General features: G+C 56.4%; 24 protein-coding genes and 1 tRNA gene. 6 read left to right on the top strand and 19 right to left on the bottom strand.

The genetic code is table 11. The features are described from left to right. Window position 1 precedes the first annotated feature (1 nt). Window positions 2–83: transfer RNA gene (locus Q3981_RS05985), tRNA-Leu, on the bottom strand. 286 nt (window positions 84–369) lie between these two features. Between Q3981_RS05985 and Q3981_RS05980 the strand changes: the two genes are divergently transcribed. After that, window positions 370–774, top strand: coding sequence for a hypothetical protein (locus Q3981_RS05980; protein WP_303124494.1), 405 nt, complete (start codon window positions 370–372; stop codon window positions 772–774). Window positions 775–927: 153 nt separating this feature from the next. Further along, a complete protein-coding gene (locus Q3981_RS05975; protein ID WP_221927001.1) occupies window positions 928–1,263 on the top strand; it encodes a DUF3817 domain-containing protein in 336 nt (111 codons plus the stop codon). A gap of 11 nt (window positions 1,264–1,274) precedes the next feature. Here the strand turns inward: Q3981_RS05975 and Q3981_RS05970 are convergent, their stop codons facing one another. The 6 genes from Q3981_RS05970 to clpS form a co-directional block, all read right to left on the bottom strand. Beyond that, on the bottom strand, window positions 1,275–2,078 hold the full coding sequence (locus Q3981_RS05970) for a non-canonical purine NTP pyrophosphatase (RefSeq protein ID WP_303124491.1): 804 nt from the start codon (window positions 2,076–2,078) through the stop codon (window positions 1,275–1,277). Window positions 2,079–2,129: 51 nt separating this feature from the next. Beyond that, window positions 2,130–2,894, bottom strand: coding sequence for a ribonuclease PH (gene rph, locus Q3981_RS05965; protein WP_221912929.1), 765 nt, complete (start codon window positions 2,892–2,894; stop codon window positions 2,130–2,132). A 37-nt stretch (window positions 2,895–2,931) separates the two neighbouring features. Then, on the bottom strand, window positions 2,932–3,702 hold the full coding sequence (locus Q3981_RS05960; RefSeq protein ID WP_303124490.1) for an MBL fold metallo-hydrolase: 771 nt from the start codon (window positions 3,700–3,702) through the stop codon (window positions 2,932–2,934). A gap of 108 nt (window positions 3,703–3,810) precedes the next feature. Beyond that, entirely contained in the window at window positions 3,811–4,677 is an 867-nt protein-coding gene (murI, locus tag Q3981_RS05955; protein ID WP_012732029.1) for a glutamate racemase, read from the bottom strand. After that, a complete protein-coding gene (locus Q3981_RS05950; RefSeq protein WP_303124489.1) occupies window positions 4,674–5,231 on the bottom strand; it encodes a DUF2017 domain-containing protein in 558 nt (185 codons plus the stop codon). The genes murI and Q3981_RS05950 overlap by 4 nt, the downstream gene beginning before the upstream one ends. A 74-nt stretch (window positions 5,232–5,305) precedes the next feature. Continuing rightward, window positions 5,306–5,605, bottom strand: coding sequence for an ATP-dependent Clp protease adapter ClpS (clpS, locus tag Q3981_RS05945; protein ID WP_041629461.1), 300 nt, complete (start codon window positions 5,603–5,605; stop codon window positions 5,306–5,308). Window positions 5,606–5,740: 135 nt separating this feature from the next. Here clpS and Q3981_RS05940 point away from each other — a divergent pair, with 135 nt between their 5' ends. After that, on the top strand, window positions 5,741–7,069 hold the full coding sequence (locus Q3981_RS05940) for a nicotinate phosphoribosyltransferase (RefSeq protein ID WP_303124488.1): 1,329 nt from the start codon (window positions 5,741–5,743) through the stop codon (window positions 7,067–7,069). A gap of 111 nt (window positions 7,070–7,180) precedes the next feature. Continuing rightward, window positions 7,181–9,094 (top strand): ATP-dependent DNA helicase, encoded by a 1,914-nt coding sequence (locus Q3981_RS05935; RefSeq protein WP_303124493.1) that lies wholly within the window; start codon window positions 7,181–7,183, stop codon window positions 9,092–9,094. On the opposite strand, the gene Q3981_RS05930 is transcribed toward Q3981_RS05935, so the two are convergent. The 4 genes from Q3981_RS05930 to nrdF all read right to left on the bottom strand — a co-directional run bounded on the left by Q3981_RS05930 (window position 9,084) and on the right by nrdF (window position 14,444). Next, window positions 9,084–9,887 carry an aminoacyl-tRNA hydrolase gene (locus Q3981_RS05930; RefSeq protein ID WP_303124487.1) on the bottom strand — a complete coding sequence of 268 codons (804 nt, stop codon included), beginning with the start codon at window positions 9,885–9,887 and terminating at the stop codon, window positions 9,084–9,086. The genes Q3981_RS05935 and Q3981_RS05930 overlap by 11 nt on opposite strands. Further along, window positions 9,880–11,166: a phosphoserine phosphatase SerB gene (gene serB, locus Q3981_RS05925; protein WP_303124486.1), complete on the bottom strand. Its 1,287-nt coding sequence runs from the start codon at window positions 11,164–11,166 to the stop codon at window positions 9,880–9,882. The genes Q3981_RS05930 and serB overlap by 8 nt, the downstream gene beginning before the upstream one ends. Before the next feature lie 204 nt (window positions 11,167–11,370). After that, a complete protein-coding gene (gene ctaD, locus Q3981_RS05920) occupies window positions 11,371–13,068 on the bottom strand; it encodes a cytochrome c oxidase subunit I (protein WP_204087319.1) in 1,698 nt (565 codons plus the stop codon). 365 nt (window positions 13,069–13,433) lie between these two features. Then, window positions 13,434–14,444 (bottom strand): class 1b ribonucleoside-diphosphate reductase subunit beta, encoded by a 1,011-nt coding sequence (gene nrdF, locus Q3981_RS05915; protein WP_046202600.1) that lies wholly within the window; start codon window positions 14,442–14,444, stop codon window positions 13,434–13,436. 407 nt (window positions 14,445–14,851) lie between these two features. Here nrdF and Q3981_RS05910 point away from each other — a divergent pair, with 407 nt between their 5' ends. Beyond that, the gene (locus Q3981_RS05910) at window positions 14,852–15,340 is read left to right on the top strand and encodes a ferritin (protein WP_303124485.1); all 489 of its coding nucleotides are present in this window, start codon (window positions 14,852–14,854) and stop codon (window positions 15,338–15,340) included. A gap of 178 nt (window positions 15,341–15,518) precedes the next feature. On the opposite strand, the gene nrdE is transcribed toward Q3981_RS05910, so the two are convergent. The 4 genes from nrdE to ykgO form a co-directional block, all read right to left on the bottom strand. Further along, on the bottom strand, window positions 15,519–17,675 hold the full coding sequence (gene nrdE / locus Q3981_RS05905) for a class 1b ribonucleoside-diphosphate reductase subunit alpha (protein ID WP_046202602.1): 2,157 nt from the start codon (window positions 17,673–17,675) through the stop codon (window positions 15,519–15,521). Window positions 17,676–17,772: 97 nt separating this feature from the next. Then, complete coding sequence (nrdI, locus tag Q3981_RS05900; protein ID WP_303124484.1) at window positions 17,773–18,204, bottom strand: class Ib ribonucleoside-diphosphate reductase assembly flavoprotein NrdI; 432 nt, start codon at window positions 18,202–18,204, stop codon at window positions 17,773–17,775. A 187-nt stretch (window positions 18,205–18,391) separates the two neighbouring features. Then, window positions 18,392–18,625 (bottom strand): glutaredoxin-like protein NrdH, encoded by a 234-nt coding sequence (nrdH, locus tag Q3981_RS05895; RefSeq protein WP_012732040.1) that lies wholly within the window; start codon window positions 18,623–18,625, stop codon window positions 18,392–18,394. A 505-nt stretch (window positions 18,626–19,130) separates the two neighbouring features. Continuing rightward, complete coding sequence (gene ykgO, locus Q3981_RS05890; protein ID WP_012732041.1) at window positions 19,131–19,253, bottom strand: type B 50S ribosomal protein L36; 123 nt, start codon at window positions 19,251–19,253, stop codon at window positions 19,131–19,133. 261 nt (window positions 19,254–19,514) lie between these two features. On the opposite strand from ykgO, the gene nadE reads away from it, so the two are divergent. Beyond that, window positions 19,515–20,351 carry an ammonia-dependent NAD(+) synthetase gene (gene nadE, locus Q3981_RS05885; RefSeq protein WP_204087322.1) on the top strand — a complete coding sequence of 279 codons (837 nt, stop codon included), beginning with the start codon at window positions 19,515–19,517 and terminating at the stop codon, window positions 20,349–20,351. 6 nt (window positions 20,352–20,357) lie between these two features. On the opposite strand, the gene Q3981_RS05880 is transcribed toward nadE, so the two are convergent. From Q3981_RS05880 to Q3981_RS05865, 4 genes are all read right to left on the bottom strand, one after another. Then, window positions 20,358–20,810, bottom strand: a complete 453-nt coding sequence (locus tag Q3981_RS05880; RefSeq protein ID WP_046202606.1) for a pyridoxamine 5'-phosphate oxidase family protein — start codon at window positions 20,808–20,810, stop codon at window positions 20,358–20,360. 104 nt (window positions 20,811–20,914) lie between these two features. Continuing rightward, window positions 20,915–21,766, bottom strand: a complete 852-nt coding sequence (locus tag Q3981_RS05875) for a hypothetical protein (RefSeq protein ID WP_303124483.1) — start codon at window positions 21,764–21,766, stop codon at window positions 20,915–20,917. After that, entirely contained in the window at window positions 21,756–22,502 is a 747-nt protein-coding gene (locus Q3981_RS05870; protein ID WP_303124482.1) for an ABC transporter ATP-binding protein, read from the bottom strand. Before Q3981_RS05870 ends, Q3981_RS05875 begins: the two co-directional genes overlap by 11 nt. A gap of 216 nt (window positions 22,503–22,718) precedes the next feature. Then, the coding region (locus tag Q3981_RS05865) for a hypothetical protein (protein WP_368410095.1) at window positions 22,719–23,423 on the bottom strand (705 nt) is incomplete at its 5' end.

Raw genomic sequence — 23,423 nt, 5'->3', positions numbered from 1 at the left:
GTGCGCTTGGGGGGACTTGAACCCCCACGTCAAAAGACACTGGAACCTAAATCCAGCGCGTCTGCCAATTCCGCCACAAGCGCAAAACACATGAACATCCGAACCAATCAACCACAGCACCACACGGCGCACCAGCTGTTTGAGAATTCGGAGATACGAGCCGACTGCACGACCCGAACATGCGCGACGTAATACTAGCTGACAGCACCAGCCAATGGAAACCTCCAGCGCACAAGCCACTCACACCATAGCACAGCAACGGGTAGACTGTGCCACGTGAGTACAGAGGACAAAGCCGACCGCGTGCACGGGGACGACACCCTGACCAGCGCCGACGGAGGACAGCAAGAGGTGCCGCCCCAGCACACGATGCCGTCCATTCGGGTTCGCATTGTTCAAATCATTTTTCTCATCGCAGCAGTGGCCGCAACCTTATTCCTGGCCCACTGGCAATGGGACCGGTACACGTCGGACTCCGGTAACGCTCAAAATCTTGGCTATGTTTTGCAATGGCCGGCAATTGGGGCCTTTTTCATTATCGCGTATCGTAAATATCTTCAGTACGAACGTGAGCTCGCGGAAGGTAATGCCGAGCCCGGCGCGAGGCGGGAAACGTCGCGTTCTCGCCGTAAGGGGTCATCGCGAAAAGGAGCGACGGACACAGCCTCCCGCAAGAACGATGCTCCTATGCGGGAGATACCTGAGGATTTCTTACCTCAGCGGTCTCGCCCCCAGCCTGAGCAAACCCCGGAGAATCCCAGAAAAACTCATTAAACGTAAGCACGCAGGAATTCCACTATGACTAACAACACCCCTGTGAATGACGCACAGTCGACTGAAGCGTCCAATAACGACGCACGCCAAGCCGATGCACAATCATCCGACGCGAATCGCGCAACCAATCAGCGACGACGCGACACGCCGCGGATCAATCCCGCTCGGCAAGCGCGGGTCGCTTCCGCACTAAAACGCTACTCGGTGGCCGCCTATGTCACAGGCGTGTGGCTGCTCCTCCTCTGCGTGGAAATGGTCTTCGACCACCTGATTCTTGATAATCCCCCCGACTGGTTCATGTATATCGGCATGGCCCACGGCTTCTTCTTCATGGTCTACCTCATCATGACGCTAGACCTCGGAACCAAAGCGCGGTGGAAGCCAATCAAATGGCTCACCACATGCCTAGCGGGAACGATCCCGTTCCTCTCCTTCGTGGTGGAGGCACGTCGCCGGCACGAAGTCCAGAAGACGTTCAACCTCTCGTAACACCACGAAGACTACATATCCCCTATCGATCGCAAAATCGGCACCAACTGAGCCAAAGCGCGACCTCGGTGCGATTGAGCATCCTTCTCTTCAGCGGATAGCTCGGCAGAGGTTCGCGGCGCAACGCGGGGGCGTCGGCTCTTCCCCGAGTGATCCGACTGATCTACAGCATCGGCATCCTCATTTCCCGCATCCCGAGGAGAGTGCTGAATCTGGGCGCGGGTGTCTTCCTCCTCGGGAACAAAAATCGGGTCATAACCGAAGCCATTAGTGCCCCGAGGCTCGCGAATAATACGTCCCCGCCACTGGCCACGAACCACAAATTCGCCAGGCTCAGCAGGAGCCGAAAGAGAAACGCCCTCACTGAACTTTTGTAGCGAAGGAACAGTGAGGCCTGCCGCTTTCGCCCGAGGCATCAGGCTCTTCGGGATAACTAGGGCGCATACCGAAACGAACGCAGCCCCACGTCGTTCATCGGGGACATCATTCATCTGTCCCAAAACCAGGTTCGTATTGGCGTCATCATCGCCATGCTTACCTGACCACCGAGCTGAGAGCACCCCGGGCATGCCATTGAGCTCGTCGATACTCAAGCCGGAATCGTCGGCAATCGACACCAAATTAGTGTGCTTGGCAGCTTCCCTAGCCTTCAACAGAGCATTATCACCGAACGTCCGGCCGGTCTCTGGGGCCTCGGGATACTCGACGACATCTTTCAAGCTGAGCAATTCAATCCCGGCAACATGCCGCGTATCCAGGACCCTTTGGAGCTCCCTCAGTTTTTTGGCATTCCGACTGGCAACAAGGACCTGCACATTTCCTCCTCGTCCTTTAGCAAGCGCCCATCCTCTGTTACGCGTTCTTCGTTAAGCGTTCTTCCGGTTCGGCAAAGGCTTCGGATACGGCTTCGACAGAGCCTCCTTCTGAGCACGAATCAGCTCTGAACATCCCTTTTCTGCCGCATCCATAAACTGCATCAAGTGCTCACGGGAAAATGTGCTGTGTTCACCCGTGCCCTGGATCTCCACGAACTCGCCGGATTCCGTCATCACGACGTTCATATCGACCTCCGCGCGAGAATCCTCTTCATACGGCAGATCCAGGCACACATGCCCGTCGATAAGACCGACGGACACTGCAGCAACAGGCGGAAGCAGGGCATTCTTAGACACCAGACCCTCCGCTTCCAGGTACGTCAACGCATCGGCGAGTGCAACATAGGCGCCGGTAATAGAGGCAGTCCGGGTACCACCATCCGCCTGAAGGACATCGCAATCCAACGCAATGGTGTTCTCCCCCAGCGCTTTCAAGTCGATCGCAGCTCGAAGCGAACGCCCCACCAGACGGGAAATCTCATGCGTCCGCCCCTTGACCTTCCCCCGCATTGACTCGCGCGGCATCCGCTCCGCCGTCGCCGAGGGAAGCATCGAATACTCGGCCGTCAACCAGCCTTCACCGCTGTCCTTTTTAAAGCGAGGCACACGGTCCTCCACCGATGCGGTACACATCACACGTGTGTTTCCGAACTCGACTAAGACAGAGCCAGCGGGATTCGTCGTAAAGCCACGAACGATACGGACAGGACGCATTTCATCAAGGGCACGGCCATCAGCGCGTACAAAATCACTCATGCTCCCCACCCTACCGGTCCCCCCCCGGACACGACCGCTAAAACTCGTACGTCTTCTTCGGAGTGGCTACATCGATCTCGCCCGAAAAATGATCCTGAGCTGCACCAACAGTAGCCAGCGCATCAATCCACGGTGGGATGTGAGTCAAAATCAACCGCTTCACACCAGCCCGCGTTGCCGTCTTGGCCGCCTCCGGGCCACTCATATGCATGTCAGGTGCTGTATTTTCCGACGACACTCCCCACGACGCCTCACACAAGAGCGTGTGCGCCCCCTTGGCCAAGTCCACCAGCTGGTCGCAGTAGGCGGTGTCCGCAGAGAACACCAAGGTGTGGCCGGTGTCACGCTCAACTGCCCGGAGCGCGTACGTCTCCGTCGGATGAATGACGCGCACCGGGGTGAAATCAAAAGCCCCCACAGACTGAACAACACCCTCGCGCCAACTATGAATGACGAAGCTATCGGAGAAATCGTCCACGTCGCCCGGTGCGTCGGCACTGGCTAATCCCAAATGCTTAGCAGAAAAATCCGGGCCGACGAAGGTATGTTTGGATTTCGCTGCTAATTGGGGATGGAACCGACGCCACACCAGCAGCGACGGAAAATCCAGGCAGTGGTCAGCGTGCAAGTGGGAAAAGACGATATGCGCTCGACCAGGGTCGCTGACCTGCGGGAGGACCCCCATCGCCCCGGGCCCCAGATCCATGATGACGGGATCCGACCCATCGTCCGGCGTCAACAAATAACTCGATGCCGGAGACTGCGGACCAGCGAGGCTTCCTGAAGAACCGATAATCGTCAACCGCATGTGTTTATAGTGCCAGACCAGCGCACATCATGGCGATTAAAGCTGCAATTTTGCGCGCTTTTGTCTCGATCATCACTCCATCATCTGGGTGAGATGAAGATCACGGTTCTACATATCCGTAAGGCCCTCAACGTGGCTCACTTGGGTAATCGACGGGCCCAAGAAACGCCTGGCCAGCCTGGCAAACCGATGGGGATCACCGGTCGACTCAAATGTCCGGACAGGTTCAGGACCGGCATAGTCATTCACGACGTTGGCATCCACCACATCCAACGACTCCGCCTCAGGGTTAGCGTCGTTAAACAAATCCTCCTGATAAAGGACCCGCGGGACCTCCTTGCCCTCCTCCTCGGAGCTGCTCACCAGTGTCACGTTATCCCCCATCACCAGCTGGATCACCCCTGTGAGCAGCGGATAATGAGTACACCCCAACACCACAGTGTCGACGCCGACATCCTGCAGGGGCTCCAAATACGCCTCCGCCAAGCCCATAATCTGCCGCCCCGTCGTGATACCACGCTCAACAAAGGGCACGAATTGCGGGCAATCAACGGCATGGACCTCGATGTTCGGATCCAGATTCGCTATGCACCGCTGGTACGCTCCCGACGCGATCGTTCCCGTCGTTCCGATCACCCCGACGCGGCCATTCCGCGTTGCCGCGACCGCGCGTCGCGACGCCGGCTCGATCACCCCCACGACGGGGACGTCGTAGAGCTCCCGCGCTTTATCCAAGAACACCGACGCGGCCGTATTACACGCGATCACGATCATTTTGGCGCCGCGAGCGACGAGGTCGTCGGCAATCGCCGTCGAATACCGGATGATATCTTCGCGGGGCTTAGGACCATACGGGGCGTGCGCGGTGTCGCCGACATACATAATCGACTCGGTTGGGGCTTGGTCCACAATGGTCCGGGCAACAGTTAACCCGCCTACCCCGGAATCAAAAACTCCGATGGGGCTATTTTTCATGAGCGCCACGCTTCAAGGAGGGACTCCTGGCACACCGCGAGCCATTCGACAAAATTTCGGTCAAACCCTGCGTCGGGGCCAGCTTCGGGCAAATGCCCCTCGTCGTCAATAAAGGCTGCGGCCTTATAGATGCGGATATCGTTCAGCCCAGCTAACCAGCATGGAACGTCGTCATAGGTCAACGACACATTCACCGAGCCATCGGGACCTAAAGCGTCGACAATATAACGAAGATTAGTGAGTTTCTGGGAAATAATATCCGGTTCGTGAAGCTGACGGAGCATCCCATTGTCGCCCTCAAACTCTTCGGCCTCCGAGGTTTCAAAGTCGGGAAGCAGCCGCGCCAAGCCCGGGTCCTCCGGTTTTTCGGAGTGGCCCGAACTGATCCCCGTCATTTCCTCGAGCACGTCCTTGGGAGCGCTCCGCTGGCGTTCAATTAATGCATTGCACAGGTCTGCCGCCGCGTCGCCCAGAAGTTCCCGCTCCATGGGCTCAAAGGTCGTGTTTATTGTCCTCTTCTTCAGCAACCCTTTACGGGGTTTCCACGGCTCCACAGCTTATCCCTCACGTGATTCGTCGGTACGTCATACGAAGCGAGTACAACTACAAGCAGCTTACCGCCCTAGCTTTAGCCCTCAGAACGCTGCATGGTGGCCCATAAACCCGCAGTCTGCAGCTTCTTGACATCGACTTCTACCTTATCGCGCTCCCCCGACGACACGACCGCCTTGCCCTCCGTATGCACTTTCATCATCAGCTCCGTCGCCCGAGCACGCCCGTAGCCCAGCACCGTTTCAAACACATAGGTGACGTAACTCATCAGATTGACGGGGTCATCCCACACGATGCACAGCCATGGGAGATCAGGTTCCGTCATCGTTTGTGTGTCTGTTTCGGGGGTAGCTAAGGGAGCTGCGGCAGGACTCATGGTGTCCACTTTAGCCAGAAACCATGCCGACTCACAGGAACCCAGCGAACCGTGCCGACGTCTCATACCGCCACCAGGTAGGGCGGGTTGTCCATTCATATACGTTTGTCCCCGGCACCCACTATCATGATCGCCATGAACGCTTCCCACCCCCAGGACACCACTCGACGCTCCAGCGCACTGCTCACCGACAAATACGAACTCACGATGCTCGACGCTGCCATTAAAGATGGCACAGCGGATCGACAAGTGAGTTTCGAAGTTTTCGCCCGACGGCTCCCCGGGCAACGTCGGTACGGAGTTGTTGCAGGTACCGACCGAGTGTTACGCACTGTTCGCGATTTTGTCTTTACCGACGAACAACTCGAATACCTCGACTTCCTTAGCGACGAAACAATTGAGTACCTGCGCAATTACCGTTTCTCAGGCCATATCGACGGATACTCCGAAGGCGAACTCTACTTCCCCTACTCCCCCATTTTGACGGTCCGCGGAACATTCGCTGAGTGCGTGGTGCTGGAAACAGTCATTCTCTCCATCATGAACGCCGATTCGGCCGTCGCAACGGCAGCGGCGCGAATGGTTACCGCCGCTGAGGGCCGGCCCATCATGGAGATGGGATCCCGACGCACCCACGAATATGCCGCGGTCACCGCCACTCGCGCCGCCTACCTCGCAGGCTTCTCCTCCACCAGTAACTTGGAGGCCGCGTACCGCTACAACATCCCCTCAGCAGGAACGGCAGCGCACGCATGGACTTTGGCGCACACCACCAAGGACGGTGCCCACGAGGACGAGGCGTTCCGCACACAGATCGACACTCTCGGCATAGGAACGACGCTTCTTGTCGACACGTACGACATTGCCGCCGGAGTGCGCACCGCCATCGATGTCGCCGGCACTGACCTAGGCGGCATCAGGATTGACTCTGGCGAGCTGGGCGTTTTAGCACGTCAGGTCCGCGACCAGTTGGATTCCTTAGGAGCGACGAACACGAAGATTGTCGTGTCCTCCGACCTCGATGAATTCGCGATTGCTGCGCTGCGTTCCGAGCCCGTCGACGCGTATGGCGTCGGCACGTCTGTGGTGACCGGTTCTGGGCATCCCACCGCCGAAATGGTGTACAAGCTCGTTGAGGTCGACGGGCTGCCCGTGGCGAAACGCTCAAGCCACAAGATCTCGCACGGCGGCACCAAACGTGCCTACCGCGCGGTGCGGGAATCTGGAACCGCAGTTGAGGAAGTTATCACGCACTTCGACGACGACGCCCCGAAACTGTACAACGGCCTGCATGCGCGCCCGTTGACTGTGGCCCTGATGCGTGACGGCGAAATGACAGGCAATCTCCCCTCCCTCGAGGCGTGCCGCGAGTACCTCTCTCAAGCGCTCATCACGTTGCCATGGGAAGGCCTTGCCCTGTCCGCCGATGAACCGGCTATTTCCACCCGGTTCGTCGGGTTCTAGGCGGCTCACCGGAAACATATGGGTTCGAAGACTCGTCAAACCGACGCTCAGCCGAGCAATGATAATGAAAAGTACGACGCTGAGCGCTTGCTCGACACCGTCGTTACCGCGATGGGAGGTGCCCGGCGCGATGGCCAATCGCGGATGACCTCCTCCATCCAAAAAGCGATCAGGATGGAGAAACATCTGGCGGTGCAGGCTGGTACCGGGACTGGGAAGTCGATGGCCTACCTTATTCCGGCGATCGCGCATGCCGTCGAAACGGATACCACGATCGTCGTGTCGACAGCGACAATTGCTCTGCAACGTCAGCTGATTTCCCGGGACCTTCCCCGTATCGCGGAGGCATTGAAACCCACGTTGGGCAAGATCAATTTCGCGATCCTCAAGGGACGGTCTAATTATCTGTGCCTGAACAAGCTCGGTGTCGAGGACGACAGCGAGAGCCCGCTGATCGACCCCAGCCAGATTTCGCGCGTCGGACAGCAGGTCAAGGAACTGCACGAGTGGGCATCCGACACCGACGACGGCGACCGCGACAGCTTAGAGAGCAGCGTCTCCGATCTGGCGTGGAAGCAGGTCAGTGTGACCGCGAATGAGTGTATTGGCGCGTCGCGGTGCCCGCATGGCGAGGATTGTTTCGCGGAGCGTGCGCGCGATAAAACGCGTGATGCGCACGTCATCGTCACGAACCACGCCCTGCTGGCCATCGATGCATTGTCTGAGGGAAACATCCTGCCCGAGCACGACATCGTTATTGTCGACGAGGCGCATGAGCTGGATGGGCGTATCACGTCGGTCGCAACACAGGAGCTGGCGGCCCCCGGTATGAGGGCGACGGCGCGTCGCGTCGCCAAGTTTGATGACGAGGCGTCGGCGTCGCTGATGAATAGCATTGATGATTGGCAGTCGTACATCGACGCTGCGGTGGATGATGGACGGTGGAAACCGTTTCCGGATGGCGCTGCCGGCAATGTGGAGGATTTGCGCAAACACCTGAATACCGCGTTTACGGCGGTGCATAGTGTGTCCGCCGATTCGTTGTCGAATGATCCGGAGAAGGCGGCGGAGCGGCAGGCGGTACTTTCGGCTCTGGATGAGCTGCTGCACACCTGCGCGCGAATTCTTTCGTATGGCAATCAGCTCGAGCAGCAGGGCCGCAGTACTTCCCTGGAACCGGACGATGTGGTGTGGAAAGAGAATGGTGAGAACGGCAGAGTGATGGTGGCACCGCTCTCGGTCGCACCGCTGCTGAGCAAGAATCTTTTCGACGCCAATACGGTGATTCTGACCTCAGCGACGCTGGCACTGGGTGGGAAGTTCGATGCCATGGCGGCGCAGTGGGGTTTGCGGAAAAACACCTACACGACGCTTGACGTGGGGACGCCTTTTGATGCGCGACGCTCGGGAATCCTTTACGTCGCGGACCACTTACCGCCTCCCGGCCGGGACGGCATGTCGCAGCAGGCTGTTGAGGAAATGCGCACCCTCATTACCGCTGCTGGCGGTAGAACGCTGGGCTTGTTTTCGTCCCGCCGTGCCGCCGACGCTGCCGCACATGCGATGCGGGACGTCCTGCCTTTCGACATTTATTGCCAAGGCGAGGACTCGATAGGCGCGCTGGTCACGTCATTTTCCAACAATGAGAACTCGGTGCTGTTTGGCACGTTGTCGTTATGGCAGGGCGTCGATGTCCCCGGGCCATCGTTATCTTTGGTCATTATCGACCGGCTTCCGTTTCCCCGTCCCGACGATCCCCTCTTAAAAGCTCGTTCCGACGCGGCCAACGCGGCGGGACGCAATGGGTTCATGGAGGTCTCGGCAGCACATGCGGCGCTTCTGATGGCGCAGGGCTCCGGGCGGCTTTTGCGATCTGTGAATGATCGTGGTGTCGTCGCTGTTCTAGATCCCAGGCTCGCGACGAAACGCTATGGTTCGTTTATCGCAGCGTCCATGCCGGACTTGTGGCGCACGACCTCGCTAGAACAAACGCGGGATGCACTCAAGCGACTCGTCAAGAAGTAGGCACGTCAGGATCGAACGCGACCGCGGTTTTACTACCTGGGGCTACTTCAGTGAAACCAGCGTCAACAACCTCGACGTAATGACCAACCCCATAGCGACGGGCAGCGGCCTCCAGCTCGCTGCTCGACACCTCGACGATGGTGAACCGCGGTTCATGGAGCCACCGTTTAACGATCGGAAATGGAGCATGAGCAGCCCATAGCATCGCCGCATGCCCCACTTGTGCTGCAGCTTTTCCGACTGACATCTCCAAGTCCTCATTCAGTGCGATGGTTGGGCGCAAGGGATCGCTACCACCTATGCGCTCAGTCTGCTCATCGTCCTCGCGCGGGAGATCAGTACCGGAAATCTGCAGTTTTCCAATTCTCGGATCAACATCGCGGACCGGCCCTGGAAGAAATGCACGCGCCGACGACTCCCCAATCGTGACCGTCACTCCCGGAATGCTCTGCACTTTCGACCACTGCCCCGACGTCCGAGCACGTCGCGCAATTTTTCGGATTCGTGCTCCGTACCACCGGGATAGCGATTCCTTCCATGGACCGTCGCTCCCGGCACGAGGATCGAGACACACGAGTGCCGACGCTAACGCCGCGGCTTCCAGCAGTTCACGCCGACGGGGTGGCGACGATTTCGGCATGTTTAGCACGATCGGCATCGCTTGAACAGTGTTGGGATCACGGGGGTCTTCCCCATCGGGCTGGTTGACGCCGTCACCGAGAACCGACGCTAAGAGCGAATGGGCGTTTCTGATGCCGGGTGCGGATTCCGCGTAGACATCGTCATCAGTCACGAGTTGCCTCCTCGGATGTCGCGTCTTCATCGGCAGTTCCTTCGTCGGTAGCTTCTTTGGCATCAGAAGCAGCATCAACATCGTCGCGGTCAATACCCAAAATGCTCAACACCTCGTCGAGGAACGGGAAGTTCACGGACGCGTCGGCTACTTCTTGCAGCGCTTTCTTTGCGTTAAAGGCGATGCCGAGCCCCGCCGCGGACAACATGTCGATATCATTCGCGCCGTCCCCCACAGCAACGGTCTGATACATCGCCAGTCCCGAGGTCGCGGCGAATTCCTTGAGGTATCGCGCTTTAGCTTCCCGGCCCACAATATCGCCGACAACTTTGCCGGTCAGCCTGCCGTCGACAATTTCCAATGTGTTAGCCCGGACAAAATCGATATCGAGGTCATCAATCAGTGGTTGAATAACCTGGATAAACCCTCCTGAAACGACCGCGGTGCGGTACCCCATTCGCTTGAGGGTCCGGATCGTCGTCCGCGCCCCGGGTGTGAGGACGATATTTTTAGCGACTTCCTCGATGACCGCGCTGTCTAAACCGCGCAGGGTAGCGACGCGCTCCCGTAATGATTCTTCGAAGTCGATTTCTCCCCGCATCGCCCGTGCGGTCACTTCTGCTACTTCTTGTTCTCTTCCGGCGTGGGCTGCCAGCATCTCGATGACTTCGCCCCGAATCAGCGTCGAATCACAATCGAAGCAGATGAGCCGCTTGGACCGCCGAGCCAAACCCGCGCGCTCAATAGCAATGTCGACACCGATCCGAGTGCTGAGCTCAGCTAGAGCTTTGCGTAGCGCAATACTGCCGCCGGGCCGGGGATCCCGCACCGACACTTTGAGCTCCACACCGGTGACTGGATAATCGGAAATGCCACGGTAGGTATCAATATTTGTCCCGTAATCAGCCAGAACTTGCCCAATCTGGGAAATATGTTCCGCAGTAACTGGATTACCTAAAACGACGACGGCGTGGCTGGAATATGGGCGTGACGGTACAGCCTGGTCATCAAATTCGATCTCGACGGTGCAATCGTAGGTGGCTAGCGTTTCGACGAGATCGTCACGCAGCCGGCCGATTTTATGAGGTGGGCATCCGACGAGCGCGGCCAGGGACAAGTGACCACGGAAGATGGACTGCTCGATGTCGAGAAGTTGACTGCCATGTGCGGCGAGGACACGGAACAGTGCCGCACTGACACCCGGGCGGTCGGGGCCGGAGGCGATGACGACGGCGGGGCGAAAGCCGTCGATGAGGTTAATGGAGAGCTTGGGGGCCATGGTGTACTTCAGTTGCTCCTAGGCGTGGATGGCGGGACGTGCGGTTTAAACAGGTCTTGTAATCGTGCCTGAGTGGCGCGCGGATTTTAGTGGTGATAGCAGAAACGGCCCCCACCCATGTGGATGGGGGCCGTCTCATTTATTCAGGAGGTCTGAATACTTTGTTTCTCTCGCATTGAGCGAGCAAACACACAACCACTCTCACTAAATCTGCCGACCGATGTGAGCTTCAGCTCGCATCTTTTCAACCATCTGCGGATGGTGAAGCTCGAAGGCTGGGCGCTCGGAACGGATACGAGGCAGCGAGGTGAAGTTGTGGGTCGGGGGCGGGCAGGATGTTGCCCACTCGAGGGAGTTTCCGTAACCCCACGGATCGTCAACAGTCACGATCTCGCCGTAGCGGAACGACTTGAACACGTTCCAGATGAACGGCAGGAATCCGATACCAAGAATGAAGGAGAAGATCGTGGAGAACTGGTTCAAACCGGTGAATCCGTCGGTCGGGAGGTAGTCAGCGTAACGACGTGGCATACCTTCGTCACCGAGCCAGTGCTGAACCAAGAACGTTCCGTTGAATCCGATGACTGTCATCCAGAAGTGGATCTTGCCCAGACGCTCGTCCAACATACGTCCCGTCATCTTCGGGAACCAGTAGTAGACGCCTGCACAGGAGGCGAACACGATGGTACCGAACAGGGTGTAGTGGAAGTGAGCGACCACGAAGTAGGTATCCGACACGTGGAAGTCCAGCGGCGGTGAAGCCAGCATAATACCGGTCAGACCACCGAAGAGGAATGTCACCAGGAAGCCCATGGTCCAGAGCATCGGGGTCTCAAAGGTGATGTGACCGCGCCACATCGTTCCCACCCAGTTGAAGAACTTCACACCGGTCGGCACCGAGATCAGGTACGTCATGAATGAGAAGAACGGGAGCAGGATAGCGCCGGTGACGAACATGTGGTGAGCCCACACAGCAACCGACAAAGCAGCGATCGACAGCGTCGCGAACACCAGCCCGGCGTAACCGAACATTGGCTTACGGGAGAAGACCGGAACGATCTCGGACACGATACCGAAGAACGGAAGGGCCAAGACGTAAACCTCAGGGTGACCGAAGAACCAGAACAGGTGCTGCCACAGAATTGCGCCACCGTTGGCGGGGTCATAAATGTGTGCACCGAGTTTACGGTCGTACAGCACGCCAAGGGCAGCTGCGGTCAGCATCGGGAAGATCAACAGAACGATGATCGACGTAACCAGGATGTTCCAGGTGAAGATCGGCAGGCGGAACATCGTCATACCAGGGGCACGCAGGCACACGATCGTCGTGATCATGTTGATAGCCGACGCGATAGTTCCGACACCACCAGCACCAACGCCGACGATCCACATGTCGGAACCGATACCCGGCGAGTGAAGAGCGTCGGACAGCGGCGAGTAAATGGTCCAGCCGAAGTCAGCGGCTCCACCAGGGGTAAAGAAGCCCGACAGCATCAGAATGCCGCCACCGAGTGTGAGCCAGAAACCCAGGGCGTTCAACCTTGGGAATGCCACATCGGGTGCGCCGATTTGCAACGGCATGATGTAGTTCGCGAAGCCCCACACCACAGGCGTGCCGTATAGCAGCAGCATGATGGTGCCGTGCATGGTGAACAGCTGGTTGAACTGTTCGTTGGACAAGAACTGAAGACCCGGGCTGAAGAGCTCAGCACGAATCAATAGGGCCATGAGACCACCGAGGAAGAAGAAACAGAACGACGTGATGATGTACATCATCCCGAGCTGCTTATGGTCCGTCGTGGTCAGCATGCGCCAGGCAAATCCCCCCTTCGGGGTGGTTCCTGACGGCTTTGGCCTAGCAGGGGCGACCGGTTGGTCAACCTTAGGCGCTACAGCAGTCATACTTTCCTCCTGAATTCGGAAGCTGCTCCTTGCCTTCACGTGAAGCAGATTCCTCGTCATTGTCATTGCCGGCGTGCGTCGACCACGCCCCACCCTAACCACTCAGAACGCTGTCACCAGCGCAAACAACGTCGAAAAGGTTGTTGCGATGTCCAACAACTCGACGAGGGCGCCTGAGAGTTTTCTGAAGATCGGCGGACAATAGCCTGAAGTACACCAACGATGTTCAATATAGTAACGCTGTGTACCACATAAAGGCCAGCCCTTTCGGCCATCTTCCACACAGTAGGGGGAAGAGACGTGTCGGCCTCGGGAACTACAACCCGGTTGTGGGCGTTATCTCCGACGCTGACTTTAGAGCTGCCTTAGAAATCCCAGTCTTCGTCGGTCGTCGATTCCGCCTTACCTATTACATAGGAGGATCCCGATCCCGAGAAGAAGTCGTGGTTTTCGTCGGCTCCGGGGTTGAGAGACGAGATGATCGCCGGGCTGACACGGGTTTCGTCGGCAGGGAACAACGCTTCGTACCCCAGATTGTTTAGGGCCTTATTGGCGTTGTAGCGCAAGAAACGCTTGACGTCCTCCGTCCACCCCAGCTCGTCGTAGAGGTCTTCGGTGTACTGCGTTTCGTTGTCATACAGCTCGTAGAGAAGGTCGAAGGTGTACTCCTTCAGCCCATCGCGCTCGGACTGCGTCAGGGCCTCCTGGCCACGCTGGTACTTATAACCGATGTAGTAGCCGTGGACTGCTTCGTCGCGAATAATCAGGCGAATGACGTCGGCAGTGTTGGTGAGCTTGCCGTGGCTGGACCAGTACATCGGCAAGTAGAAGCCCGAGTAGAAGAGGAAGGACTCAAGAAGTGTCGACGCCACCTTCCGCTTGAACGGGTTATCGCCCTCGTAATAGTCGAGAACGATCCGGGCTTTGTCCTGGAGGTTCTCGTTCTCCTCGGACCACCGGAACGCGTCGTTGATTTCCGGTGTCGACGACAACGTCATGAAGATCGACGAGTACGAGCGGGCGTGGACCGACTCCATGAACGCAATATTGGTGTAGACAGCTTCTTCGTGGGGCGTGAGGGCGTCGGGAATGAGAGAAACCGCGCCGACGGTGCCCTGAATGGTGTCCAGCATGGTGAGGCCGGTGAATACGCGCATCGTGGTACGCTGTTCCAGCTCGTTGAGGGTGCCCCAGCTCTTGATGTCGTTAGAGAGCGGAACTTTCTCTGGTAGCCAGAAGTTCCCTGTCAGCCTGTCCCACACCTCTTGATCTTTGTCATCGGGAATGGTGTTCCAATCGATGGCAGCGATGGGGCGATCGTGGTTGTTTGCGTTTGTCCCCCATCGGACCGGTGTGATTGCGTTGGTCTTCTTCATAAAAGTGCCCCTTTCAACACTGTAAATATCAACTGCTAGTATCCGTCAGTCCCGTACCGGCCAAGTCTAGCCCTTACCCGACGACATAGGCTCCCCTCTCACTACTCGAATCAAATCTTTAGCGTTAGTGCCAGTTTTGCGCGGGAAAATTGTTCAACCCCCTTTGGTCAAAGCCGCGAATTTTAGATTCATAGGACAACGCCCACTTCCTTAAAAACTAGACGTAGGTTTAATTCTAAAATTGTGAATCTGGAGAGAGGGTAGTGAAATATCGTGGAGAATAAATCGGACGGTAGCGAACCCTAAAACCCGCATTCCGGTTGTCTTTTGCTTAAACTTAAAAATTCAGTCCTAAAATTTTTTCAAAAATAATTGGCCAAAACAAAAAAGTTTTATATAATCGGGGCATGGCTATCAGTGACACAATGCAGAAAGCATTCAATGACCAATTCAACGCCGAACTCCAGGCGGCACTCGTTTACAAGCAACTAGGGCTGGAGCTTGATCGCCTTAGCTTGGTAGGCATGCGGGACTGGATGCGCGAACAAGTCGATGAGGAATTCGGACATGCTCACGCTTTCAGCGACCACATCTTGGCTCGCGGTGGTCAAGTGACCATCTCCACCCTTTCCGTTCCTGAGCTCAACATTCAGTCGGCAAAGGACGCATTCCAGGCTGCTCTTGAGCATGAGAAGAAGGTATCGGGCCTGATTCGCGATCTTGCTAAAACTGCAGATGCTGAAGGTGACCTTGATTCCCGCCAGTTAATCGACCGCTTCTTGACCGAACAGATCGAAGAAGAGGACACGGTTGACGAGATTCTCGATCGCCTTGAGCTTGTTGGCGACGACGGTGCGGGCATTCTCCGCCTCGATGCTGAGCTTGGTCAGCGCTAAAACTAAGTAGGAGAAACTAGTTGGCATGTGCCGGCTAGTTAGGTAACCAGTGGCCTCATATCATCGCGATATGGGGCCTATTTTTTATGCCTGTTTCGGCCCTACTTGTTACGGCCCGGCTGTGACAGCGCGCATCGCGCACCATCACCGTCACTAGCCACCCATGACAGCCCAGCCGTTACAGCATGCAGGAGACGCAACCTTCGACCTCTGTACCTTCCAATGCTGCCTGCCGCAGACGAATGTAATACAGTGTCTTAATCCCGTTCTTCCACGCATAAATCTGTGCGCGGTTAATATCGCGCGTCGTTGCGGTGTCTTTAAAGAACAAGGTAAGCGACAACCCTTGGTCGACGTATTTCGTCGCTACCGCATACGTATCGATAACCTTTTCATATCCTATTTCATAAGCATCTTTGAAATAGTCAAGATTGTCATTGTTCATATGCGGGGCGGGATAGTACACGCGCCCAATCTTGCCCTCTTTACGGATTTCAATTCTCGACGCGATCGGGTGAATCGACGATGTCGAGTTGTTGATATAGGAAATAGAACCCGTCGGAGGAATAGCCTGAAGGTTTCGGTTGTAGAGGCCGTATTGCTGGATATCCTCCCGCAACTGGGCCCACTCCTCAGGCGTCGTTACCGAAATCGACGATTCCTCGAAGATGCGCTTGACCTTCTCTGTTTTCGGCGCGAAGTCTTTCGGGTCGTACCGATCAAAGAAGGCGCCCGATGCGTAATCGGAGTCCTCGAAGCCGGTGAAGGTCACGCCCCGTTCCTTGGCGAGGCGATTGGATGCCTTGAGGCAGGCCACCATGACGGCAGCGAAGTACGCGTTGGTGAAATCGAGCGCTTCTTCGCTGCCATAGTAAATGTGCTCGCGGCCTAAGTAGCCGTGGAGGTTCATTTGGCCCAGGCCGATCGCGTGGGAATGCTCGTTGCCCTGCCGGACGGATGGCACCGAATCGATCGACGTCTGATCCGAGACCGCAGTCAACCCACGGATAGCGGTATCGATGGTTCCATCGAAGTCATCGCTATCCATGACCATCGCAATGTTCAGCGAACCGAGGTTGCACGAGATATCGTCACCGATATGTTCGTAGGTCAGGTCCGCGTTAAATTCCGACGGGCTATTGACCTGGAGGATCTCTGAGCAGAGGTTAGACATATTAATGCGCCCAGCAATGGGATTCGCGCGATTAACTGTATCCTCAAACATAATGTACGGATACCCGGACTCGAATTGAATCTCGGCCAGAGTCTGGAAGAACTGCCGCGCATTAATTTTCGATTTCTTAATGCGAGGATCTTCCACCATCTCGTCGTAGTGCTCAGAGATGCCGATGTCCGAGAAAGGCTTCCCGTAGACTCGTTCAACGTCATACGGCGAGAACAAGTACATATCATCATTACGCTTCGCCAATTCAAACGTAATATCAGGGATAACTACACCCAGTGACAAGGTTTTAATACGGATCTTTTCGTCCGCGTTTTCACGCTTGGTGTCCAAGAATCGCAAAATATCCGGATGGTGTGCGTGTAAGTAAACCGCTCCGGCACCCTGACGCGCACCCAACTGGTTGGCGTAAGAGAAGGAATCTTCCAGGAGCTTCATTACTGGAATGACGCCGGACGATTGGTTCTCGATCTTCTTGATCGGAGCACCCTGTTCACGCAGGTTAGACAGGAGGAGCGCCACTCCCCCGCCGCGCTTAGATAGCTGCAAAGCAGAGTTGATAGAGCGACCAATCGACTCCATATTGTCTTCGATGCGAAGAAGGAAGCACGAAACCGGTTCACCGCGCTGAGCTTTGCCGATATTGAGGAACGTCGGGGTTGCTGGCTGAAAACGGCCCTGAATAATTTCGTCGACGAGCCGACGTGCTAGCGAAATATCACCGTCAGCAAGCCCCAAGGCAACCATGCATACTCGGTCCTCATACCGCTCTAAGTAACGGTTTCCATCAAAAGTGCGCAACGTGTATGAGGTGTAATACTTGTATGCGCCTAAGAACGTCTTGAAGCGAAACTTATAGCTATAGGCTTGCTTGAACAGATCTTTGATGTCGGAAAATTCATATTTCTCGACAACGTCACCGTTGTAATAGTTGTTCTTGATCAAGTAATCAAATTTTTCTTCCAGATCATGGAAGAACACCGTGTTCTGATTAACATGCTGAAGGAAAAATTGATTAGCCGCTTCGCGGTCTTTATCGAACTGAATCTTGCCATTCTCGTCATAGAGGTTAAGCATGGCATTCAGAGCATGGAAATCTAACTGCTCTGTAGACCGAACAGGTTCTGCTACTGTTTTGCCGAGATCTGACACCTAGAATCTCCTAATAGTTGAGGGGGAACTTCTGTACTGACGTTTCGTGATTGATGTTCGGTCTGTGATGAGAGTTCATACAGGCGGTTCGCATTACTTATGCTGCGTGTCGTCTCATTCCATTGGCCTCAAATGCAGCAAGGCCCTGTTTCACGATGGCCACGTCCTCCTGGGTCCCCATCAATTCGAACCGATAGAGATAAGGAACGTGACACTTTTCTGCGATAATATCGCCCGCGACCCCATAATCTGGGCCAAAGTTGGTGTTACCCGATGCGATAACACCCCGAATCAAGCTGCGGTTTTGCTCGTTGTTCAGGAAATGAATCACCTGGGTGGGCACAGGCCTCGTTTCTTGCCGGCTTATCGATGCCCCACCGCCATATGTTGGGCAAATCAAGACATATGGCTCGCCGACGATCAGGTCAGGTTCGGTACGTCGAAGCGGTATCCGGTCTGCCCGCATACCCAACTTATCGACGAACCGCTGCGTGTTATTCGTCGCCGAAGAGAAATAGACGAGGTACATGATTATTTTTCATCTTTTCTGGTGACTGAAACTGTTAAAACGAACTGTTAAAACGGAAAGAAAAATGAAAATGAGGCGGGGCCACGCATTGCAGGGAACCGCCTATTAACTCTGCAGAACAACCAAAAGATAAGATTTCGCGCCACGCGAGTCCTCGTCGAACGGCGACGACGTGTGCTGCGGCGCCTTATGCAGCGGAGGTGACCAGGCTCTTAATGCGATCCGGACGGAACCCCGACCAGTGCTCATCCTGAGCGACAACGACAGGGGCCTGCAGGTATCCCAGAGCCATCACGTAGTCGCGAGCGTCGCTGTCCATGGTGATATCGACAGTTTCGTAGTCCACGCCCGCACGATCGAGAGCCTTCTTTGTAGCAGTGCACTGAACACAGGCGGGCTTGGTGTAGACGGTGACGGCCATAGAAAATTCTCCCTCTGTTGATGCACTACTTTTGCTGCGGCAATTGTTTATCGACGGGCACTTTTACCGCGAGAACGAGGTGGTTATCCGGCGGATCCTCACCCTTTGTTCGGCCCGTGCAACGGGAATTAACTCTATCCCACCGACGGCAAAAACACAATAGATAGAATTTTGATCGGCCCATCACCACTACATGTAGTAATTACAAAGACGAAATTCCAAGGTCGTCACTATTACGAATCACTACATGTATGCCAGCCCGATTTAAGCATCAGTTTTGCTACGTAGATGTTCATCATCCGTGAACCACACGAGCTTGTCCATGAACGTGATACTTCGCCCATGAACCAGAACGTCCACCCACCACCCTGCCAACGAAACGCAAAAACCGGCAACCTTCCTAATGGAAAGCTGCCGGTTCGGCGTTACTTCAGCGCTCAGCTCAATGTCGACCGTCGGCTTCTATACAGCACTTGCTGACTGCCAGCTACGGCCACTGAGTCAATTAACCCTGGCGGGCCTTGAAACGAGGATCCTTCTTGTTGATCACAAAAACTTTGCCGTGACGGCGCACAACCTGAGCGCCCGGCTTGTTCTTCAGCGACCGAAGGGACTTACGGACCTTCATCGGGCGCTCCTTTCTTCGTCGGCTGGGCTAGTAAAAGCCAACCACCTGTGGTGATCGGCCACTACACAACACAGTCTGGTGCGGATCATCCCTGCGAAATCATCGCAGTTCACCCACATGACTATGACACGAACCGCTATGGTACCGCGACCAGGCCGAAATCCAAAACTTTATGCCCAATCCCTCACCTACCCCACACCGGTGTACGTGATTTACCGACACCGGTGTACATCAGCAGCCCAACCGTTTTACCATGGTGGAATGACAAGCGATCTTCGCGACGACATACGACGCTCCCTTGGCGTCCAGTCCACCATTGATCCACAGGAAGAAATCGAACGACGAGTTTCATTCCTGGCCGAGTACCTGATCTCGACACAGGCTAAGGGCTTTATCCTGGGCATTTCGGGAGGCCAGGATTCGACGCTAGCTGGCCGCCTGGCCCAACTCGCCGTCGAGCGTGTCCGCGAGCAAGAAGGAACCAAGGTACGTTTCCACGCGGTGCGGCTCCCCTACGGTGAACAAGCAGACGAGGACGACGCCCAGCGCGCTCTGAACTTCATCGAGCCCGATCGGACCGTCGCCATCAATATCAAAGATGCAACCCAAGCGTTAACAAAGACGGTATCGGCGTCGCTAGGAATTCACTGTCTCACCGATTTCAACCGGGGAAATGTCAAAGCACGCATCCGCATGGTTGCCCAATATGCGGCGGCCGGGCAGCTTGGCCTCCTCGTCGTCGGCACTGACCATGCTGCAGAAGCCGTGACCGGTTTTTATACCAAGTACGGCGACGGTGGCGCGGATATTCTCCCCCTCTCGGGCCTGACAAAGCGGCAGGGTGCAGCGCTGCTTCAGGAACTCGGCGCGCCCCCCAGCACGTGGAGCAAGGTTCCCACGGCGGACCTGGAAGACAACCGCCCTGCGCTCCCCGATGAAGACGCACTCGGCGTGACCTACTCACAGATCGATGATTACCTCGAAGGCGTCGACGGGCTGCCGCAGGAGGCCATTGATCGCATCGAGCATCTCTACACGGTGAGCCGCCATAAGCGCAGCATGCCGGTCGCTCCTACCGACACGTGGTGGAAGCAATAATCTGTGCTAGTACTTCGTGCTCATGTACCGGTCAGGTTCGTCGCCAAGTTTGAAATGACGGCCTGACACGGAGTCTGGGACGACCCGCACATAGTTGTATTTCAGCGTGGGAAGCCACGGCTTGAGCTCAAGTTTGTCTGCTTCGTTGATCTCTGCGGTGCTGGTCAGGCGATGTGCGCGACCGCGGATGACGACCGATGTGGCATCGGACTCGTCGAAAGAGTCAACCTCGAAAAGGACCTTATCGTTGACGGTCAGAGAGACCAGCTTTGACCCCTCTGACGTGCGGAAAAGGATGGACTTCGGGCGGTCGCCGTCGCCGGGATCAACGACGTAATTGACCGGATAAATGTCAATGTCCTCACCGGACCTGACAACCAGGCGCCCTAGCTTGACAGAAGAGAGGAAGTCGAAGACCTCCTCGTCGGACAGTTCAGTGATGATGTTCTCGTCGCTCATGTGTCTATTCTGCTCTAAAAACACGTTCGTCACAGCGAAATCCCCCTTTCGGGTGCCAACGCGACACGACGAACCCCCTAGTCATGGTGCACGTTACGGGTCGATTAGCGGGGCCGACGCGACCGTCTAACCGCTGAGCAGATGCCCAAAAGCATAATCACTGCAGCCCATCCCATGACGTAGAGCAACGAGCCGTTATTGCTCCACGGCGGCTCAAGAGCTATCTCCTGACCTGTGCCATAAATTCCGTTCAGAAACGGCATCCACCCCACAAGTTCACCCCCGTGAGGGACGAACACGATGGCGTTCTCGATCAATAGCGACCACACCGTGATCACGGTAATCGCGGCCGCGGGGACCGCAACGAGCGCGCCGATTCCCACACCGATCCCGCACGCCGCGACCGCATAGAGCGGCGTCGCCCACAAGAACCGCACACCCTCGACGCTTGAGGCGGACACAGACCCGTACACCTGCGGGTATAACGCCGGCAGGGCAACCATCACCATGAGGACGGAGAAAAACGATCCGATGGCCGAAGCGACCGACACGACTAGCCAACGCGCGATGATCGACGGGACTGGTCGTGGGTGCAGCACGGAGTCCAGCTCGCCAACGGGCCCTCGCATCGAGGAGGCTTGGGCGTAGGTCGCGACGACGGCATACATGGTGATTCCCAGGTAGATCACCCAATAGTTCGCGTTCGTCGTCGATACTTCGCGAACCTGGATCAAGCCGCCGTTACCGTGCAGCGATTCCGCTACACCGCCGATGACCAGTGTCACCACCAGGGGCAGAATGATGCCCAATGGCACGAGGACGCGTATGAAAGGTCCTCGCCAGCCGCTTAGCCGCACCCACTCCGAGGTCCATGCGGAATAGAACGCTCGCCAAGGAAACGGTCCCGACTTACGCGCGACACTGTTCATCTGAGCGCTGTCAGAACTACCGGGCATGGCCACTCCTCCCGACATTATGGTGGTCGACGGGCATCACGCCGTTGCGCCCAACCGGCACCGCGCCGTTGTGGCCAACAGCGACCGCGTGATTGAGCGCGCGGGGAATCGCGTCGATAAAAGCTTCTTCCAACGAAGCATGAGTCCCGACCACATCGCGTACCGAACCTTGCGACACAATCGTCCCGCCTTCAAGCAAAACAACCCGATCCGCAGTCCGCTCCACATCCGCGAAATGGTGGGAGGCCACCACAACGCAGTGACCGCGCTCGGCCAGATCCCGCATCAAGGACCGCAACCACAACATGCCCGCCAGGTCCAAGCCATTCATCGGCTCGTCCATAATGATGTTCCGTGGCCACCCGAGCAGCGCAGTCGCAACGCCCAACCGCTGCCGCATACCGAGCGAATAACTGCGCACTGGCCTATCCGCCACGGCCCCAAGCCCAACCCGCACAATCATGTCGTCGGCTTCATCCCAAGACAGCCTTTTTGCCGACGCTACCCAATGCAAATGATGGCGTCCCGACTGCTTCATTTCGCTCGCCGTTGTATCCAGGAACACTCCCAATGAGCGGCCGGGCCCGTCCCATTTCCGCGGGTCAGCGCCATCCACGCTGACCACTCCCGACGCGACCGGTACGATGCCAGCCATAATTTTTAGCAGCGTCGACTTGCCCACACCATTGAGGCCGACGAGGTACGTAATCGTGGAATTATCGAAACGCAGTGACACATCCGACAATGCGAAGTCGGGCCGCCTACCTCGTGTAGCTTCGTTCCGGCCCTGACTCGACCCGCGATGTGCGCCTGATCCACGGCGTTTACTACTCGCAGTTCCAGACAATAGCCGACGGCTACCTGGGCCGACTTCATAACGAATGTTATCCAGCAGAATCACGACGCTGACCTTTTCTGAACACTTATCACGCCGATTACCTCAGCGTTTTCCCTAAGCGTTGCAATAAATGGGGAGACCAACGGTTTTTACACCCTGACACATTGATGAACTAGCCAACCGCCAATTCCCGTCTTTGTAGACAAAGTTGATAGGCATTGAAATGTCGGGAATCCCCGCAGAGAAAGAGTGAAGCTGAACAGTAATGGTGTCGCCGTTTCGCTCCATGGGTCCTGTCAACCGGCTCCCGCCACGTGGCGCGCGGAATAGACCAATCCTCGAGACAGTCTTTGGAACGACCACAGCATCGGGTGCCTCAATATTCGCTTTCTTGGCTTCGTCCGAGGCATCCGTGGCAGTCAGGAAGTACACAATCCCATTGAGTTCGTCGAGCGAAGGATTGGGATCCGTCACCGTGTAGTTAGCTGGCAAGGGTGACGACGGCGTCCACCTGCGGTTTCCGGAATCCGAGTCCGACACGCCGCTATCGTCGGCATCATTATCCCCGGCATCAGACTCATCCTGCCCGTTCTGAGATGAATCGGAGTCCGACCCACTATCATTGCCATTCGATCCAGACCCCGAACTCGAATCCGAGTTTCCGCCCGACGACGACGCTTTCTTCCCCTCGGTGGGAGCGCCCAGGGCTCCGCCAGTGGATCCCTTGTCATTCTTATTCTTATCGTGCGAATTTTTCCCGGAAGCATCTTTCGATTTCTTCGCACTCGACGGGACCGGCGACTTCTTGATGACCTTATG

The organism is Corynebacterium sp. (assembly GCF_030530965.1).
In the GTDB taxonomy this organism is placed as follows: domain Bacteria; phylum Actinomycetota; class Actinomycetes; order Mycobacteriales; family Mycobacteriaceae; genus Corynebacterium.
This window is presented reverse-complemented; position numbering and strand designations above follow the sequence as displayed.